Source organism: Sphingomonas sp. TX0543 (genome assembly GCF_048565505.1).
Lineage (GTDB): Bacteria > Pseudomonadota > Alphaproteobacteria > Sphingomonadales > Sphingomonadaceae > Sphingomonas.
The window spans coordinates 50,921-69,503 of record NZ_JBLZUS010000003.1; the positions used below are offsets into that span (position 1 = coordinate 50,921).

Annotated in this window: 15 protein-coding genes; 11 read left to right on the forward strand and 4 right to left on the reverse strand. The window is 63.4% G+C overall.

Annotation, left to right across the window (positions count from 1 at the left end; translation table 11 throughout):
* Positions 1-62 precede the first annotated feature (62 nt).
* The 6 genes from ACM61V_RS17940 to ACM61V_RS17965 all read left to right on the forward strand — a co-directional run bounded on the left by ACM61V_RS17940 (position 63) and on the right by ACM61V_RS17965 (position 7,888).
* A complete protein-coding gene (locus ACM61V_RS17940; protein WP_419714321.1) occupies positions 63-1,292 on the forward strand; it encodes a TolC family protein in 1,230 nt (409 codons plus the stop codon).
* Positions 1,289-2,779: an efflux RND transporter periplasmic adaptor subunit gene (locus ACM61V_RS17945; RefSeq protein WP_419714322.1), complete on the forward strand. Its 1,491-nt coding sequence runs from the start codon at positions 1,289-1,291 to the stop codon at positions 2,777-2,779. Before ACM61V_RS17940 ends, ACM61V_RS17945 begins: the two co-directional genes overlap by 4 nt.
* On the forward strand, positions 2,776-5,937 hold the full coding sequence (locus tag ACM61V_RS17950) for an efflux RND transporter permease subunit (RefSeq protein ID WP_419714323.1): 3,162 nt from the start codon (positions 2,776-2,778) through the stop codon (positions 5,935-5,937). Before ACM61V_RS17945 ends, ACM61V_RS17950 begins: the two co-directional genes overlap by 4 nt.
* Positions 5,934-6,287 carry a copper-binding protein gene (locus tag ACM61V_RS17955; RefSeq protein ID WP_419714324.1) on the forward strand — a complete coding sequence of 118 codons (354 nt, stop codon included), beginning with the start codon at positions 5,934-5,936 and terminating at the stop codon, positions 6,285-6,287. Before ACM61V_RS17950 ends, ACM61V_RS17955 begins: the two co-directional genes overlap by 4 nt.
* A gap of 69 nt (positions 6,288-6,356) precedes the next feature.
* Positions 6,357-6,749 (forward strand): copper-binding protein, encoded by a 393-nt coding sequence (locus ACM61V_RS17960; RefSeq protein WP_419714325.1) that lies wholly within the window; start codon positions 6,357-6,359, stop codon positions 6,747-6,749.
* Positions 6,750-6,814: 65 nt separating this feature from the next.
* Positions 6,815-7,888: a DMT family transporter gene (locus tag ACM61V_RS17965; protein WP_419714326.1), complete on the forward strand. Its 1,074-nt coding sequence runs from the start codon at positions 6,815-6,817 to the stop codon at positions 7,886-7,888.
* 30 nt (positions 7,889-7,918) lie between these two features.
* On the opposite strand, the gene ACM61V_RS17970 is transcribed toward ACM61V_RS17965, so the two are convergent.
* The 3 genes from ACM61V_RS17970 to ACM61V_RS17980 form a co-directional block, all read right to left on the reverse strand.
* Positions 7,919-8,509 (reverse strand): cation transporter, encoded by a 591-nt coding sequence (locus ACM61V_RS17970; RefSeq protein WP_419714327.1) that lies wholly within the window; start codon positions 8,507-8,509, stop codon positions 7,919-7,921.
* 197 nt (positions 8,510-8,706) lie between these two features.
* On the reverse strand, positions 8,707-9,579 hold the full coding sequence (locus ACM61V_RS17975; RefSeq protein ID WP_419714328.1) for an undecaprenyl-diphosphate phosphatase: 873 nt from the start codon (positions 9,577-9,579) through the stop codon (positions 8,707-8,709).
* Between the two features lie 65 nt (positions 9,580-9,644).
* On the reverse strand, positions 9,645-12,191 hold the full coding sequence (locus ACM61V_RS17980; RefSeq protein ID WP_419714329.1) for a heavy metal translocating P-type ATPase: 2,547 nt from the start codon (positions 12,189-12,191) through the stop codon (positions 9,645-9,647).
* A 43-nt stretch (positions 12,192-12,234) separates the two neighbouring features.
* On the opposite strand from ACM61V_RS17980, the gene ACM61V_RS17985 reads away from it, so the two are divergent.
* The 4 genes from ACM61V_RS17985 to ACM61V_RS18000 all read left to right on the forward strand — a co-directional run bounded on the left by ACM61V_RS17985 (position 12,235) and on the right by ACM61V_RS18000 (position 15,878).
* On the forward strand, positions 12,235-12,654 hold the full coding sequence (locus ACM61V_RS17985; RefSeq protein ID WP_021243431.1) for a MerR family transcriptional regulator: 420 nt from the start codon (positions 12,235-12,237) through the stop codon (positions 12,652-12,654).
* 181 nt (positions 12,655-12,835) lie between these two features.
* Positions 12,836-14,749, forward strand: coding sequence for an FTR1 family protein (locus tag ACM61V_RS17990; RefSeq protein ID WP_419714330.1), 1,914 nt, complete (start codon positions 12,836-12,838; stop codon positions 14,747-14,749).
* Positions 14,750-14,861: 112 nt separating this feature from the next.
* The gene (locus tag ACM61V_RS17995) at positions 14,862-15,044 is read left to right on the forward strand and encodes a flagellar hook-basal body complex protein FliE (RefSeq protein WP_419714331.1); all 183 of its coding nucleotides are present in this window, start codon (positions 14,862-14,864) and stop codon (positions 15,042-15,044) included.
* A 129-nt stretch (positions 15,045-15,173) separates the two neighbouring features.
* Positions 15,174-15,878 (forward strand): hypothetical protein, encoded by a 705-nt coding sequence (locus ACM61V_RS18000; protein ID WP_419714332.1) that lies wholly within the window; start codon positions 15,174-15,176, stop codon positions 15,876-15,878.
* Here ACM61V_RS18000 and ACM61V_RS18005 read toward each other — a convergent pair.
* On the reverse strand, positions 15,875-16,192 hold the full coding sequence (locus tag ACM61V_RS18005) for a hypothetical protein (protein ID WP_419714333.1): 318 nt from the start codon (positions 16,190-16,192) through the stop codon (positions 15,875-15,877). The genes ACM61V_RS18000 and ACM61V_RS18005 overlap by 4 nt on opposite strands.
* A 750-nt stretch (positions 16,193-16,942) precedes the next feature.
* Between ACM61V_RS18005 and ACM61V_RS18010 the strand changes: the two genes are divergently transcribed.
* A complete protein-coding gene (locus tag ACM61V_RS18010; protein WP_419714334.1) occupies positions 16,943-18,583 on the forward strand; it encodes an NRAMP family divalent metal transporter in 1,641 nt (546 codons plus the stop codon).

An 18,583-nucleotide genomic window follows, 5' to 3' on the forward strand; every position in this document is an offset into this window, starting at 1 on the left:
CGCCACTGATGTGCCTGTCATAGCGCGCGCCACCGGCCCGGCCCTCCGATCAGGAGTTTTGCATGCGATTGTTTCTTTGCGCGCCGCTGCTCGCGGCGATTCCCGGAATTGCGTTCGCCGGTCCGCTTACCTTCGATGCGGCGCTTCGCCAGGCGAAGCATGATGCTCCATCCATTCGAGCGAAGACACTTGGCACCGATGCCGCGCGTTCCGCGCGTGGCGCAGCGGGCGCGCTGCCCGATCCGACGCTGGCTGTGGGCGTCGAGAGCTTTCCGATCTCTGGACCGCTCGCGTTCGAGCCCAATCGTGACGACTTCACGATGGCGCGGGTCGGGGTCAGTCAGGACATTCCCAATCTCGCCAAGCGCCATGCGCTGCAGGCGCGCGCCGACAGCGACATCAAGGCGGCCGAGGCCGATTCCGCCGTCGAGGCGCGCACCGTCGAGGTTGGCACCGCGCTTGCCTGGATCAATCTGGCCTATGCCGAACGCAGGCTTGCCGCACTCGACGATGTTCTGTCCCGCCTCGAGCGCGTGGTAGGGACCACGACGAGCGCGGTCGCGTCGGGTAACGCCCGGCCGGCACAGACGCTTGCCGGTCAGCAGGCGGTCGCGGCGATGCAGGATCGCCGCAGCGAGCTCGTCTCGAACGTAGCGCGAGCACGCGCGACGCTGACCCGCTGGACCGGCGACCCCGCGCCCGAGATCGCCGGCCCGATCCCCGAATTCCCGATCGATGCGGCCGAGCTGCGTATCGGCCTCGATCGCCATCCGACCATCCAGATGATCGATGCCCAGGCCGGCCAGGCGGACGCCGATGTGCGTGTGGCGGATGCGGGTCGGCGTTCGGACTTCGGCGTGAATGTCGCCTATCAGCGACGCGATCCCCGTTTCGGCGACTATGTCTCGGCCGGCGTGACGGTCAGCCTGCCGTTCTTCACCCGCAATCGTCAGAACGCCGGAATCGCCGCAGCCCAGGCCAATGCCGGGCGCGTTCTGGCCGAACGCGAAGCCGCGCGCCGCGCGCTTGCTGCCGACCTCGATGCCGATATCGCCGACCATGTCATGCACCACGAACAATGGATGCGCGCGCAAGGAACGCTGCAGCCGCTCGCAGAGCAGCGCGTGAAGTTGGAGACCGCCAGCTACGGAGCGGGGCGCGCCAGCCTGGTCGATATCGCCGACGCCTATGCCGCGCTCGCCGACGCCACCCTCACTGTCCTCGACCGCGAAGCCCTGGTCGCCGCCGACGGCGCCCGGCTGACCCTCACCTACCGGAGCGAAGACCGATGAGCCTTGAGATATCACCGCACGCCCGGTTGGGTCTTGCCGCCGCAGCACTCGCACTCGTTGCCGGTGGCGCGGGTTATGGCATTGCCCATCTCGGCGGGAGCGAAGCCCCTCCTGCGCAAACAGCCGATGCCGGTCGGAAGGTGCTCTACTGGTACGATCCGATGGTGCCGTCCCAGCATTTCGACGAGCCGGGCAAGTCGCCGTTCATGGATATGCAGTTGGTTCCCAAATTTGCCGACGAGGGCGGGGGCGACGCGCCCGGCGTGCGGATTGATCCGGCGACGTCACAGACGTTAGGACTTCGCACCGCGGCAGTCCGGCGCGGTGAGCTGGCCAGCAGCCTGACCGCCACCGGCACGATCGACTTCAACCAGCGCGATGTCGCGATCGTCCAGGCGCGCGCTGGCGGGTTCGTTCAAAGGGTCTATGCTCGGGCACCCGGCGACATCATCGGCGCCGGTGCCCCACTCGCCGACCTGCTCGTCCCCGAATGGGGTGGCGCACAGGCTGAGTTCCTGGCGGTCCGCCGCACCGGGAACGCTGCGTTGATCCAGGCAGCGCGCCAGCGGCTCATGCTGCTTGGCATGCCGTCCGGCACGGTCGCATCGGTCGAGCGAACGGGTCGGCCGCACAATGTCATCACGATTTCCACGCCGACCGGCGGTGTCATCAAGACGTTGGATGTGCGGGCCGGCATGACCATGACGGCAGGACAGACGCTCGCCGAGGTCAACGGCCTTGGCACGGTCTGGCTCAATGCTGCCGTGCCCGAAGCCATCGCGGGGCCGCTCAAGCCCGGGCAAACCGTGCAGGCCACGCTTGCCGCATTCCCCGGCGAGACGTTGTCGGGCCGTGTCTCGGCGATCCTGCCTACGACACAGGCCGACAGCCGCACGCTCACCGTGCGGATCGAACTACCCAATCGTGGTGGTCGTCTGCGCCCGGGCATGTTCGCTACGGTGTCGTTCGGCGGCGGCGCGCAACCGGCGCTGATCGTGCCGTCCGAGGCGCTTATCCGCACCGGCAAGCGGACATTAGTGATGCTTGCGCTCGACAAGGGCCGCTACCGGCCGGCCGAGGTGCAAACCGGCAGGGAATCCGGGGACGACACCGAGATCCTCGCTGGGCTCTCCGAAGGCGAGAAGGTCATCGCCTCGGGACAGTTCCTGATCGACTCCGAGGCTAGTCTTTCCGGCGTGCAGGCACGGCCGATCGGTGGCGGTGTGCCGATGGCAGTTGGCAAACCCGCAGCTACCGCCGCGCTCTACGAGACCGTGGGCAAAATCGAGCAGCTCTCCGCCAATTCGGTGACGCTGAGCCACGAGCCAGTGCCGGCGATCAGCTGGCCGGCGATGACGATGACCTTCCAGCTTCCGGATCCAAACGTCGCGCGGGGCCTGAGGACGGGCGACCGCGTCCGGTTCGGCTTCGACCAGCCACCGGCCGGACCGACGATCCGGCGTATGACGAAGGTTTCCGGCCAGTGATCGCCCACCTCATCCGCTGGTCGGTCAGGAACCGCTTCTTCGTCTTGATCGGTGTGCTGGCCCTTATCGGCGCGGGCGTCTGGGCGGTGCGATCGACCGCAATCGACGCGCTGCCGGACCTCTCCGACACACAGGTCATCATCCGCACCAGCTACCCCGGCCAGGCGCCGCAGATCGTCGAGAATCAGGTCACCTATCCGCTCACCACTACCATGCTGTCGGTGCCGGGCGCCAAGACGGTGCGTGGCTATTCTTTCTTCGGCGACAGCTTCGTCTATGTGATCTTCGAGGACGGCACCGACCTCTATTGGGCGCGCAGCCGCGTGCTCGAATATCTCAATCAGGTGCAGGGTCGCCTGCCGGCCAGCGCGCGCAGTGCGTTGGGGCCGGACGCGACCGGGGTCGGTTGGGTTTATGAATATGCTCTCGTCGACCGGACCGGCCAGCACGATCTGGCCCAGCTTCGCGGGTTTCAGGACTGGTTCCTGCGCTACGAACTGAAGACCGTTCCCGGTGTTGCCGAGGTCGCCAGCATCGGCGGCATGGTCAAGCAGTACCAGGTGCTGCTCGATCCGGTGAAGCTGGCCGCCTACGGGATCACCCACCAGCAGGCGGTCCAGGCGATCCAGCAGGCCAATCAGGAAGCGGGCGGCTCGGTGCTGGAGATGGCCGAGGCGGAATATATGGTCCGCGCCTCGGGCTATCTGAAGACGCTCGACGACTTCCGGGCGATCCCGCTGCGCACCGCTGCAGGTGGCGTGCCGGTACGGCTGGGTGACGTCGCCACGATCCAGATCGGCCCGGAGATGCGGCGGGGCATCGCCGAGTTGAACGGCGAAGGCGAGGTCGCCGGTGGCGTCGTGATCCTGCGCTCGGGCAAGAACGCCCGGGAAACGATCACGGCAGTCAAGGACAAGCTCGCCGATCTCAGGAAGAGCCTGCCACCGGGTGTCGAGGTGGTGACGGTCTATGACCGCTCGCAGCTCATCGATCGCGCTGTCGAGAACCTCACCCACAAGCTGGTCGAGGAGTTCATCGTCGTCGCCATCGTCTGCGGCCTGTTCCTCTGGCATGTCCGCTCGGCGCTGGTCGCGATCTTGACCCTTCCCTTGGGGGTGCTGGCGGCGTTTGTCGTGATGCGGTTACAGGGGGTGAACGCCAACATCATGTCACTGGGCGGCATCGCCATCGCCATCGGCGCGATGGTCGATGCAGCGGTCGTCATGATCGAGAATGCCCATAAGAAGATCGAGCGATGGGAGCAAGAACACCCGGACAAGCATCTCGAGTGCGAGATGCGCTGGATCGTCGTCACGGAGGCCGCCGCCGAGGTCGGCCCTGCGTTGTTCTTCAGCCTGCTGATCATCACGCTCTCCTTCATTCCGGTGTTCACGCTGGAAGCGCAGGAAGGCCGGCTGTTCGCGCCGCTCGCCTTCACCAAGACCTATGCGATGGCGTCGGCGGCAATCCTGTCGGTGACCCTGGTGCCGATCCTGATGGGCTGGCTGATCCGCGGCCGCATCCCGGCCGAGCAGGCCAATCCGGTCAATCGCTGGCTGACCAACCTCTACCGGCCAGCGATCGACTGGACGATGCAGCGGCCCAAGACGGTGCTGCTGATCGCCGCTTTGGTGTTCGCGACCACGGCCTGGCCGCTCTCCCGGCTCGGCGGCGAGTTCATGCCGAACATGGACGAAGGCGACCTACTCTACATGCCCTCGGCTTTGCCGGGCCTATCTGCCGCTAAAGCCGCGCAGCTGCTCCAGCAGACCGACCGACTGATCAAGACGGTGCCCGAAGTGGAAAGCGTGTTTGGCAAGGCCGGGCGCGCCGAAACGGCGACCGATCCGGCGCCGCTGGAGATGTTCGAGACGACCATCCAGTTCAAGCCACGCGATCAATGGCGTCCGGGCATGACGCCTGACAAGCTTGTCGACGAACTCGACCGGGCGGTGAAGCTCCCCGGCCTCGCCAATGTGTGGGTGCCGCCGATCCGTAACCGCATCGACATGCTTGCGACCGGCATCAAGAGCCCGATCGGGGTCAAGGTCTCCGGCGCCGATCTCGTCCAGCTCGATCGCATAGCGCATGATGTCGAGACGGTGGCGAAGACGGTTCCGGGGGTCAGCTCGGCACTCGCGGAAAGACTGACCGGCGGACGCTATGTCGATGTCGATATCGACCGCGCTGCCGCCGCACGGTTCGGGCTCAACATCGCCGACGTGCAATCCATCGTCTCGGGCGCCATCGGCGGCGAGACGATCGGCGAGACCGTCGAAGGGTTGGCCCGCTATCCGATCAGCGTACGCTATCCGCGCGAGCTGCGCGACAGCCTCGAAGGCTTGCGCACTCTCCCGGTCCTAACCCCTTCGGGCCAACAGATCACACTCGGCACGGTCGCGACCATATCGATCGCCGAAGGACCGCCGATGCTCAAGACCGAGAACGCCCGGCCCTCGACCTGGGTCTATGTCGATGTGCGCGGGCGCGATCTCGCCTCGGTGGTCGGCGACCTCCAGCGTGCGGTGGCGAAACAGGTCAAGCTCTCGCCCGGCGTCAGCATCGCCTATTCGGGCCAGTTCGAATATCTCCAGCGCGCGGTCGACAAGCTCAAGCTCGTCGTCCCCGCGACGCTGCTGATCATCTTCGTGCTGCTCTACATGATCTTCGGCAGGTTCGACGAGGCGGCTCTGATCATGGGGACTTTGCCGTTCGCGCTCACCGGCGGTATCTGGACGCTCTACCTGCTCGGCTTCAACCAGTCGGTCGCGACCGGGGTCGGGTTCATCGCGCTCGCCGGCGTTTCGGCCGAGTTCGGCGTGGTCATGCTGATCTATCTGAAGAACGCACTGGAGGAGCGCGATACCGATCCGGATGCCGCGCAGATCGAGGCGGCGGTGCGCGAAGGCGCGCTGCTCCGCGTCCGGCCCAAGGCGATGACGGTCGCGGTGATCCTCGCCGGCCTGTTGCCGATCCTGCTCGGATCGGGCGCGGGCTCGGAGGTGATGAGCCGGATCGCGGCTCCCATGATCGGCGGCATGCTGACCGCACCGCTGCTGTCGATGTTCGTACTTCCTGCCGCCTATCTGCTGCTGCGTCGCCCGAAACACCGCCATTCCGACACCGTCCCAACCTCTCAGCACAGGAGTGAGTCATGAGAATATATCTGACCGTAATGCTTGCCTTCGGTGGTCTCAGCGCCGCGCCCGTAATCGCCCAAACGATGAGCGATATGAAAGCCATGCCTGGCATGGCCGGCATGGATCACCCGGCGCCGGCTGCGAAGACCGGACAAGGCACGGGTGTCATCACCGCGATCGACACGAAGGCCAATACGCTGACGATCCGCCACGGCGCGATCCCCTCAGTAAGTTGGCCGGCCATGACGATGACCTTCAAGGCCAGCTCCCCGACACTGCTTCACGGTCTCAGCGTGGGTCAGACGATTGGGTTCGATGTCCGAACCCAGGGCATGGCCGCCGAGGTGACCGCAGTTCGAACGAAATAGAAGCTCCCCAAAAGCACTCGAATTTGATTCGACGGCCACGCCGTAGCCGGCTTTAAGATGGAGATGACCATGCATTATGTACGACTGACTATTGTCCTCGGCCTCGCCGCATTGACCGCCGCGTGCGGCAAGAAAGCAGAGACACCCGTTGCGGCCGAGACCAACCAGACGGCGCCCGCCGCAGCCATGAGCGGCGACATGGGCAATATGGCGATGGAGCCCTCAGCGACATCAGCGATCAAGGCCAAGGGTCACGGCACAGTCACCGCGATCGACAAGGCCGCGGGCACGATCACGCTCAATCATGGCCCGATCCCCGAAGCGAAATGGCCAGCGATGACGATGGCGTTCAAGGCAGCGCCCGCGATCACCGAAACTGCCAAGGTCGGCGACAAGGTCGATTTCGACGTCTCATTGACCGGCAGCGCCGGTGAGGTGACCGCCATCCACAAGCAGCCCTGACTAGCTGATTATGGCACCGGCCTGTCCGGCGCTATGATAAGGCTTTGCAGTTCAGGATTCATCGTGTGAGTCGATATCCAAAGGTGCTCGCGCCGGGCGTGTTGCCGGCGATTCTGTCAGCCATCCTGTTCGGCGCGAGCACACCATTGGCCAAGTTGGCGCTGGGCAACGGAGTCAGCCCCTGGCTGCTGGCGAGTCTGCTCTATCTAGGCTCGGGCATCGGCCTCGCGATCGTTCATACCGCTCGCAAGACGTTGGGGAGCGGCCCGGCGGAAGCTTCGCTTCTCCGGTCCGACCTGCCTTGGCTGGCGCTCGTCATCCTGTGCGGTGGAGCAATCGCGCCGGTTCTGCTGATGGCGGGACTGGTGACGACGCCAGCGTCCACAGCGTCGCTGCTGCTCAATCTTGAAGGTCTGGCCACTCTCGCCATCGCTTGGCTGGTTTTCCGAGAGAATGTCGATCGACGCTTGCTGATTGGTGCGGCAGCGATTCTGGGCGGCGCGGTGTTGCTGTCCTGGCGCGGAGGCCCCGCCGGTGGTGGTCTCGGCACACTTGCGATCGCCGGCGCCTGTCTCGCCTGGGGCATAGACAACAATCTCACGCACAAGCTGAGTGGTGCCGATCCTGTGCAGATCGCAATGCTCAAGGGATTGGCGGCAGGTGCCGTCAATCTCCTACTCGCTTTCACGCTGGGTGCATCGCTTCCAGCCCTGCCGGTGATTGCGGGTGCAGGGCTGATCGGCTTTTTCAGTTATGGGGTCAGCCTGGTGCTGTTTGTGCTTGCCTTGCGGCACCTCGGGACGGCGCGATCAGGCGCTTATTTCTCGACCGCGCCCTTCATCGGCGCGCTGCTGGCTATCGTCCTCTTTGATGAACCGGTTACAATGCAGCTCGTAGCCGCCGGGATCTTAATGGCTATCGGGCTCTGGCTACACCTGACCGAATCGCATGGCCATGGCCACGCACACGAGGCGCTCGAGCATGAGCATCGTCACGTCCATGACGTTCATCACCGGCATGACCATCCGCCCGGCATCGTGTCGGGCGAGCCGCACAGTCACCGGCATCGCCACCTGCCCATGATCCACAAACATACTCATTATCCCGACTTGCATCATCGCCATCCGCACCCGCATTAAGTGCGCTCAGGCGGTGAGGCTGGCCGCAGCTCAAGGCTCGGCGGTGCGATGTTCATCGCGCGCCGCTTCCCAAACCTTGCGTGCCGCATCCATGTTCATCGCGGCAATCGCAAGCCCGACCACGATGTCGGGCCAGATCGAATGACTCCGGGCCGTCGCCAGTGCGGCACCGATGATCGCTATATTGGCGAAGGCGTCGTTGCGCGCCGAGAGGAACGCCGCTTTCGTCAGACTGCCGCCATGATGGCGATAGGTGACGAGACGGAAGGCGCAGAGCAGGTTGACGGCGAGCGCGCCGAGCGCGGTCAGCGACAGCGGAACCGGCGCTGGCGGCACCGGCAGGTTGAACTTCTGCCAGAGCGTCCAGAGCAGCGCGAGCGCGGGCGCCAGCAGGATCGCCGACAGCGCCATCCCGACCCTGGCGCGGCGGCGCGGGTCCCAGCCGAGGGCGGCGAAGATCAGGAAGTTGACCGCGGCGTCCTCGAGAAAATCGACGCTGTCGGCGAACAGCGACACCGAGCCGATTCTGGTCGCCACCGCGAACTCGATCCCGAAATAGGCGAGGTTGAACAGGGCTACCAAGCGCACGGCGTGGCGGAGTTGATCATCAAGCGTCGACATTTAGCGTTCCTACGTACCAGCAACTCGGCGTGCTATGAGCAATTCAAAAAGATTCGGGACTGGCGGAGCGCGGGAGACGTAAAATGGGATTCTGACCTGCTCGTCATTGGAGAGGTTGCGAGCTGGTGATTTTGGTCGGCGGATGGGCTGAACGCAGCTAGCGGCGCCTCTGACGCGGCCTGTCAAAGCCGCCCCATTCAAACGAGCCAGGCGTTGGCGGTCGCAACGAGCAGAAGAACGCCCAGCATTCCCCGATAGATGACGAACGGCCAGGCGGAGAACCGCTCAAGGACGCGCATCAGCGCCCAGATCGCGGCGAATGCTGAAACGGACGCGACAACCAGGCCGACCGCCAGAACGGACCAGCCATGCATATCGAGATGGGCCTTGTGCAGCTCCCATAACTCCTTCGATCCCGCCAGAGCGATAGCCGGAACGCCCAACAGGAAGGAGAATCGGGCTGCTTCCTCCCGCTTGAATCCGAGCGCGAGCGCGGCGGTGAGCGTTGATCCGGAGCGCGATACGCCTGGAATGAGGGCACCGACCTGCGCAAGCCCGACGAGCAGCGCGTCAACCAGCGATGCCTTCTCAACGCTGCGGCCGTGGCGTGCCAGAATCTCGGTGAGACCCATCAGCACCGCCATCGCAATACAGGCCCAACCAATCACGGACAGGGCGCGAAAGGGCGAGTTGCATGTATTGAGGCTGTTCGACAACAGAGCGCCCGCCAGCACGATCGGAACCGTCGCGAGAGCGATCCAGATCGCCAGACGAAGATTTGGCTCGGCGAACTGCCGACGGCCGATTGCCGATACCGAACCAACTACCAGGCGGCGTACATCCTGCCAGAAATAGCTGATCACGGCGGCGAGCGCGGCGAGTTGCATCGCGGCTGAAAAAGCCGAGCCGGGATCCCGCCATCCCAACAGAGCCGGGACGACCCGCATATGGGCTGTTGACGAAATCGGCAGAAGTTCGGTGATGCCTTGCACCACTCCCAGTATGGCGACCTTGGCATAGCCCAGTGTCACGAAGCCCGTGTCGATGCCCGCGGCACATTGTCCGGTCATAGCAGTGCGGTCCTATTGGGTGGTGGGTAAGCGAAGATCGCCGCTTCGCTGCCTGGGTAGCCGAATTATCGAACCCGCTGATCGCGACCGACAAGGCGCATACCGTTGAGCACGACCAGCAGCGAAGCGCCGACATCCGCAGCGATGGCGCCCCAGAGCGACGCCATGCCGATCAGTGTCATGCCTGCGAAAACAAGCTTTACCGCCAGCGAGAAGCCGATGTTCTGCCGGATCACGGCGAGCGTCGCCCTCGAATGCCGAATGAGCCACGGCAGGCGGGAGAGATCGTCCTGCATAAGCGCGATATCCGCCGTTTCGATCGCTGCATCGCTGCCAATCGCGCCCATGGCGACACCGAGGCCGGAGCGCGCCATCGCCGGCGCGTCGTTGACGCCGTCACCGACCATGGCGACAAGTCCGTGCTGCGCCACCAGCCTTTCTATCGCCGCGACCTTCTGTTCGGGAAGCAGTTCGGCGTGAACCTCATCCACGCCGGTGTCACGCGCGATGGCTTGGGCAGGCGCACGACTGTCTCCGGTCAGCATGACGATCTGCGCGACGCCAAGTTCATGCAGTTGCGCGACGATCCGCCGCGCCTCGGGACGCACCGCGTCACCGACTGCAATCAATCCGATGACCGACTTTGCCTCACCGACAACGATCCCGGTCAGTCCGGCTGCGGCAAGGCGAGCCAGTTGGACGGCTAGCGCATCACCTCTGCCGTCTCCAAGTCGCTCTCCTAGATAGCCCGGGGATCCGACCCAGACCTCGCGACCGTCGACAGCGCCAACGATTCCTTTTCCGGGCAACGCCGTCACCGCCTTTGCGGGGATCACGTCAACACCGCGTTCCACCGCGGCATCCAAAATGGCTCGCGCAATGGGGTGCTCGCTTCGTGCTTCGATGGCCGCCGCAACCGCGAGCAGTTCAAGCTCGTCCCGGCCGCCAAGCGGGACCAGCTCGACCACCTTGGGACGTCCAAGCGTAAGCGTCCCCGTCTTGTCCATGGCGATCGCGGTGATGCGGGCAGGCGTCTCGAGATGGACGCCTCCCTTGACCAGCACGCCCTGCCTGGCCGCGCCGGTCAGCCCCGCGACGATGCTGACAGGGGTCGAGATGACCAGGGCGCAAGGGCAGGCGATGACGAGCAGAACCAGCGCCTGATAAAACCAGGCGGCCCAACTGCCCCCGAGAAGAAGCGGCGGCACGAGGAATACCGCTAGCGCAAGCGCCATCACGACCGGCGTGTAAATCCGCGCGAAACGTTCTACCCACTGCTCGGTCGGCGCCCGCTTGCTCTGCGCCTCGCCGACCATACGCACGATGCGCGCGAGCGTCGTGTCGGAGGCGGGCCGGGTTGTTACGATCTCGATCGCGCCCATGCCGTTGATAGTCCCGGCAAAGACCGTTGCGCCTTGCGCGACGGTGACGGGGATGCTCTCGCCCGTAATCGGCGCCTGATCGACCGCGCTCGTCCCCGCAACCACGTGCCCGTCGAGCGGAATCTTTCCGCCGGGCGGAACGATCACCTGCGTGCCGACCGCGACGTCAGCGACCGGCACGTCCTTCTCGACGCCTGCGGCATCCCGTATCCGGGCAGTGTCGGGCGCGATGTCCATGAGCGCGGCGACGGCGCGGCGGGCACGTCCGAGGCTCCATGCCTCGAGCGCGAGGGCGAGGGCGAAGAAGAACGCGACCGTCGCCGCTTCGAACCATTGCCCGATACCAAGAGCACCGGCCACCGCGACGATCATGAGCAGGTTCATGTCCGGCCGGAGCCGCCGCGCCGCGAGGACCGCCTTGGGGGCGACGTATCGAACCGCCGCGAGGATCGCCAGGGAATAGGCGAGCATGGCGAGGAGGGGCGGATGAGCCTCTCGGGCCAGATTCTCGTGCAGCACCGCTGCGAGGCCGCTTGCGCGGACATGGATCGCAAAGGCGGCCGCGACCAGCACGCCGCTGGCGATCGTCAGCGCCGCCTGGATGCGGCGCCGACGCTGCTCGCTTTGCGCACCGGCACTGTTCTCGCCGTCTTTCCAGAGTTCGGCGCGCATACCGCTGCGCTCGACCGCCTTCAATATTCCGGCATGATCTACGGCGTCCGAAGGCCCTGCGACGGACATGCGGCCATTGATGAGATCAAATGACAGGTTCTCCAACCCAACGACCGGCCCGACTTCGCGCTTGAGAACCGCGACTTCGTCACCGCAGTCCATGCCGTGGATTTTGAAGATGGCGCTATCCGGACGGTCGGGAAGCATCTGTTCGACAGGCGCCGGTTCGCTCGAGCAGCCGCTGCAACCGCCGGCCTCTGTTTTATCCTCGGCGAACGCATCCGCTGTGATCAATTCGGCTGTCATCCCGGTGGTCGATACGGCCTCGATCACTGCCTCCACCCCGATGCCGGAGTCGACGTCGACATCAAGGAAACCGTGCTTCGGCTGGAACGACAGACGCTGCTCGTCTCCGAAAAGGGGGACGAGGACCTCCTTGAGAAGCCGAACCTCATTCTGGCAGTCGAGCCCGCGGACCTTGAAGCGCCGCCAGCGGCCCATCGCTGTAGCGCGCGCGTCGGTTTGCTCGACCATATCGTCACCTCGACTCTTCGACATGACATCCTCTATAAAGCCTCAAGTCACTAGAGGGTCAAACGATATGTCCGTCGAGCTGCTCAGCATCGGAAAGCTCGCCACCGCGACCGGAACCAAGGTAGAGACAATTCGCTACTATGAGAGTGTGGGCTTGCTTGCCCCACCGGGGCGGACCAAGGGCAATTATCGGGCCTACTCCGCGCAGCATCTCGCACGGCTCAGCTTCATCCGCCGCGCACGCGCGCTGGGTTTCTCGATAGGCCAGGTCCAGGAGCTTCTCAAGCTCGCTGACCAGAAGGACATCTCTTGCAAGGCTGTGGACACGATCGCTCGCGAACATCTTGCCGAGATCGACCGAAAGCTTCGGGATCTGAATACTCTACGGTCTGAATTAAGCAGCGTGATTGTCCAGTGTGGACACGGCACGATTTCGGAATGCCGCATCATCGAAACCCTGGCGCCGGATTCCGCGGCGGGCGGCTAGGAGGGCGGCAGACTCAGGATTGCGCCTGCGGTTAGCTCCGCTAATGCAAGCTAGTCGCAAAACTGCTTGACCCTCTAGCTGCTAGAGGGTCTAAAGGAAGCGGATGTTTACGTCCTCGAACAGCCTTCGCCTTTTTCCGATTCGCGGGCGATTACCCTCACTCCACCGATGGGTGCTCCGCATGTTGGCGGTGCTTGGTGCTGCGGCCTGTACACTGGGCGCAAGCGCCATCGCCCAAGCCGAAACGGCTGACGTTCAGACCGCATGGCGGCTGCTCGACTATATGGCCGTGGACTATGGCGGCGCGGTCTCCGCCGGCAAGATCAAGAGCGCGTCCGAGTATAGCGAAATGACCGAGTTTGCAGCGTCGGTCTCCGCGCGCCTCGCGACGCTGCCGCCAACACCCGAGCGCAGCAAGCTCATCAATCGTGCGGTACGGCTTCAGGCTGTCGTCGCCGCCAAGGGCTCGCCGAGTCAGGTTGCCGATCTTGCCCATGGTCTCGCCGCCGATCTGCTCAAAGCCTATCCGGTCCCGCTAGCACCGGCCAAGGCGCCCGATTTCGCCCGCGGCGCGACGCTCTTTGCGCAAAATTGCGCGAGCTGCCACGGTATGGCCGGCGATGGCCGTGGCCCGAACGCCGCCAAGCTCGCCACCCCGCCGATCGCGTTCACCGATGTTGTCCGCGCCCGCCAGCGCAGCCCTTTCGCGCTGTATCAGGTGATCGATCAGGGCATCGATGGCACCGCGATGCAGAGCTTTTCATCGCTTCCGACCGATGATCGCTGGGCTCTCGCCTTCTATGCAGGGCATTTTGCCTTTTCCGATGCGGCTGCCAAGGAAGGCGAACGGCTCTGGAAAGCCGATCCCGGCCTTCGCCAGCAGATTCCCGATCTAATCGCCCTGGCCGGCCTGACCCCGGAAGCCCTCGCCAAGGACGTGGGAGTCGACAAGGCCGATGCGGTCATTGCCTATCTGCGCCGCCACCCCGAAGCGGTCGTTCAGCACGCTCCCGGCTCACTTGATGTCGCGCGCGCGAAGCTGGGACTGAGCCTCGCGGCCTATCGCGCAGGCGACCGCCACGCTGCGCAGGAACTCGCGCTCTCCGCCTATCTCGACGGGTTCGAGCCGCTCGAGCCGATGCTGACCGCGCGCGATGCGACGCTCATGGGCCACATCGAAAGCGCCATGGGCGAATTTCGGGCCTCGCTCCAGCAAGGCCAGCCCCTGGCCGACATCGCCACGCGGGTGCAGGTGCTGAACGGTCTGTTCGATGACGCGGATGCGGCATTGTCCCCGGACGCCGCGAGCAGCGCATCGACCTTCCTTGGCGCCTTCACGATCCTGCTCCGCGAAGGTTTGGAAGCTCTTCTGATCGTGGTCGCGATGATCGCTTTCCTCCGCAAGGCCGGGCGCCCCGAAGTATTGCCCTATGTCCATGGCGGTTGGATCGGCGCGCTGGCGGCGGGCGGCCTGACCTGGGCGGTTGCAACCTATGTGATTGGGATCAGTGGCGCGAGCCGGGAGCTCACCGAAGGGTTTGGATCGTTGTTCGCGGCCGTCGTCCTGCTCTCCGTGGGGATCTGGATGCACGGCAAGGCGCAGGCGGACCAATGGCAGCGCTACATCCGCGAAAAAATGTCGCGCGCGCTGTCACGGCAATCGGCCTGGTTCCTGTTCGGCTTGGCCTTCATCGTCGTCTATCGCGAGGTGTTCGAGACCATCCTGTTTTATGCCGCGCTCTGGACCCAGGGCAATGGCGGGGTCATGCTGGCTGGCGCCGGCTCGGCGGTCCTGCTGCTCGGCCTCATTGCCTGGGCCTTGCTGCGCTATAGTCGCGACCTGCCAATCGCAAAGTTCTTCGCCTATAGCGCGTGGCTGATGGCGCTGCTCACCATCGTACTCGCCGGCAAGGGTGTGGCGGCGCTTCAGGAAGCCGGCATCATCGACATTGCCCCGCTTGCCGGCGGAATCCGTGTCTCGATGCTGGGCATCTTCCCGACCGTGCAGTCGATGGCCGCCCAACTGCTCATGCTCGTCGCGGTGGCCGGCGGGTTCATTCTCAACCGGCGTCGTGCAGTCGTGGCAGCCACCTGATGAAGATTGAAGCAGCAAGCGATATTCGCCTTGACCCTCTAGTAACTAGAGAGCGCATGGGGCTGTGATGATGTTTGCGCGAGTGCGCGACCATGGTCTGTAGCAGCTGCCAGTGGCGGAAGCACCGGCTACTTTCGGAGACACCCTGAACAACATTGTCAACACAATGAACGATACACAGCAAGCTGAGGACGTGGTTACCGAGCGCTACGAGCGTGGGGAAATGACAGACATTAGTGCAATGTTCTTCGTTGGCTTCCTCGCGCTGCTGTTAATCGAGCAGACCGACATGTGACCGACCATTATATAAAAGGCGTCGAAGAGCACCGCTATCGATCCAGTAAGGAGAACAGAATGTTGAGCGTTCGGCGCGGTGATCCTGGTAAGAGACCTCGATCTTGCTAATTCAAGATGGATTCCATAAATGCACCCTTCTCAAGTCTCACTTCAGAGCCACGCATTTGACTTCTGGCTTGCACGCGGTGCTGTAGCATTGATTGCAGGTCTGCAACTCTTGTTCGTCAACAACAACCTCATTTTTGGGCCAAAGTGGTTGGCCCCCGCCTTTGAACTCGCGATGCTCGTTCCCTTGTCGATCGCAACCGTGTGGACGCAAGGCCGGGTTCGTCATGCAGAGGGCGACGGCCATTGGCACATCATATGTCGCCACCGAAAGCTAATCCGCCATTTCGCCTTGTTGCTGACAGCGATAGTTATGATACTCAATTCCTACGCATTGGTATCCGTCACGAGAGAGCTGCTTGGTGGCGCAAAAGGCGGGCAATCTCTCTTGATCGACGCCATGAATATATGGTTTACGAACATAATCGTTTTTGCGTTATGGTTTTGGAACATCGATCGTGGTGGGCCAGCGAGACTTGGGTTGCACGATGACAAGAGGCCTGACTTTCTCTTTCCACAGATGACCGGGACAGGAGATCAGGACCCGGCTTGGTCACCAGGGTTTATTGACTATTTCTACGTTTCCTTTACAAATGCGACAGCATTTTCTCCTACGGACACCATGCCTCTGAGTGCTCAGAGTAAGCTGCTGATGGCAGCCGAAGCGACGATATCGTTATTGACAGTAGGGCTGGTTGCAGCTCGGGCAGTGAACATCCTGACTTAGGAGCGTGACGCCTTGCGGTTCTTCGCCCTGTTTATCGACATATGGGTCAGTGTTACATCCACACTCTTTTTCAATCGGTCCATCTGGCGACGCGAGCGGATAAGGGCAAAGAGCGTGAAGCTCATGGTGAATCCAGCCAGCAGGGTGCTGCCAACCCACGCGATCAGACTGAACCCCAGCAAAGCGATAGTCATAACTGCTACGCCGGCGGCGACCACCGTTACGGGCAGCCAATTCCGACTAATGAATCGGCTCGCGCGCCTCGGCGGCGGATAGGGAAATCGATGATCATGGAGCATAGTCGTCTCGATCATGGTAAAAGCCGGTGAGCGGGCCGTAGACCATAGCATGGCGGGACCGCCACGTCAGCCCGTCGCGGCCAGACCAGCGGGTCCGGGGGAAGCGGTGATCCTACCGCCACTTCCCCCGGCGCTCGCGCCAGACGTTGAATCCGGTGCGAGACAAGCGACCGGATAGCCGAAACAGCCGGAAGATGAGGCGTCGGGGTGCTACGCCCGTCCACATGAAGATCCGCGCCGCAGAAAGCGTTGATTTCCCCGCCCAAATCCAGAGGCCCGCAGGCAGCAGCAGTTCCCACCAGTGCGCGCGCCGCCTTATTACCACAACCTGTACTCCGCGCCTGGACCGGCCACAGATCTATGGGCGGACCGTGTTTGCACCCAAACTTTTTGGTGGATCAATGATGCGAAACCACCATGAACCCACCTATCACCAGGGCACATATGGCGAGCGCAAACGCCAATCTGCGACTGCTTCCGATCTGGCGCCGCTTTCGTTTAGAAAGAGATGTCGAGCGGGGTGTAAGAAAATAGCTTCGTCGATATCTGCCCATCGCAACGCGCTTACCTGTCTGCATCCCCAAAAGACATTTGATCGACGTTTTTCCCCTAGGCGCTACGCCAGCCGTCACCGCCGATCGGCCTTCATCGATCTTGGCAGAAGAAAGCTGGCGTTGTCGTTGTTGCTGGCGGTATCTGGCGAGCAAGCTACGCCTGCCCGTTGTTCGCCATCGACATCGTTCCTTTCCATCCGGACCATCGCCTATGCCTGAAATCGAGAACGAAGGCCAATCCGGAGCAGCGCTGGACGCGGCGCATGTGGGGGACATCGAGGGGGCGTTCGGCACGATTCGTCTAGGTGATGAGGCCCCGCGCACCGGACTGAAAGCCAGGTTCATGACGCTGCTCGCGGTGGTTGGTCCCGGCCTCATCGTGATGACCGGCGACAACGATGCAGGCGCCTTCGGCACCTATGCCCAGGCGGGTCAGAATTATGGCACCAGCCTTCTTTGGGTGCTGCTGCTCTTGGTGCCGGTGCTCTACATCAACCAGGAAATGGTGCTCAGGCTGGGAGTGGTCGCCGGTGTCGGTCACGCGCGCCTGATCCTCGAGCGATTCGGAAAGTTCTGGGGAGCGTTCAGCGTCATCGACCTATTCATCCTCAACGCGCTCACCATCGTGACCGAGTTCATCGGCATCAGCCTGGGACTCGACTATCTCGGCCTTCCGAAGATTGCCGGGGTGCTGATTGCAGCCGCGATCGTCGTGGCGGCTGCGAGCACCGGGTCGTTCCGACGTTTCGAGCGGGTGTGCCTGACTCTGGTGATCGGTTCGCTCCTGCTGGTCCCGATTTTGTTCATGGTCCATCCGACCTTCGGCCAGGTCGGCCGAGGCCTGCTCATTCCCAACATCCCCGCAGGATCGGACCTGTCGAAGGTGGTGCTGCTGATCATCGGCATTGTCGGGACGACCGTCGCGCCGTGGCAGTTGTTCTTTCAGCAATCCTATCTGATCGACAAGCGCATCACGCCGCGCTTCATGAGTTACGAGCGCATCGATCTGTGGATCGGCATCGTCATCGTGATTGTCGGCGCGACGGCGATCATCGCGTTCACGGCGGCGACCTTCGCAGGCCATAGCGAGTTCGGCCATTTTACCGATGCCGGCGGCGTGGCGAGCGGCCTGGAAAAGTATGTCGGCAAGGTCGCGGGCATCCTGTTCGCTGTGGCGCTCATCGACGCATCGATCATCGGCGCGGCGGCCGTCGGCTTGTCGACCTCCTATGCCCTGGGCGATGTGCTCGGTCTGAAGCATTCGCTTCACCGTAAGATTTCCGACGCGAAGGGCTTCTACGCGGCATTCGTCGGCATTCTGGTCGGTTCCGCGGTCATCGTCCTGATACCCGGAAGCCCCTTGGGCCTGCTCACGACGGGGGTGCAGGTGTTGGCGGGAGTGCTGCTGCCGAGCGCCACAGTGTTCCTCCTCCTGCTGTGCAACGACGAGGAGGTGCTTGGGCCATGGGTGAACAGTCGCGGCATGAACATCTTCACGGCTGCGATCATCGCGGTCCTGGTGGTTCTGTCGCTCGTGCTGACCGCCGGCGTCCTCTATCCCAATCTCGACGCCAAGGTGATCCTCTACATCCTGGCGGGGGGCACGATGTTGTCGCTCTTGGCTGGCGCAGTAATTTTAGGCTACCAGCACTTCCATCCGCGCGCGACGACGGCCAAGACGATCGACAAGTCGCAGCGACTCTCATGGCGCATGCCCCCACTCGCCTTGCTCGCAGCCCCAAAGTTGCCGCTGGGCAGCCGCATCGGCCTGACGGTCCTGCGGAGCTATCTGCTGGTCGCGATGATCATGGTCATCTTCCGCGTCTACCAACTTGCCGTTGGACACGGATGA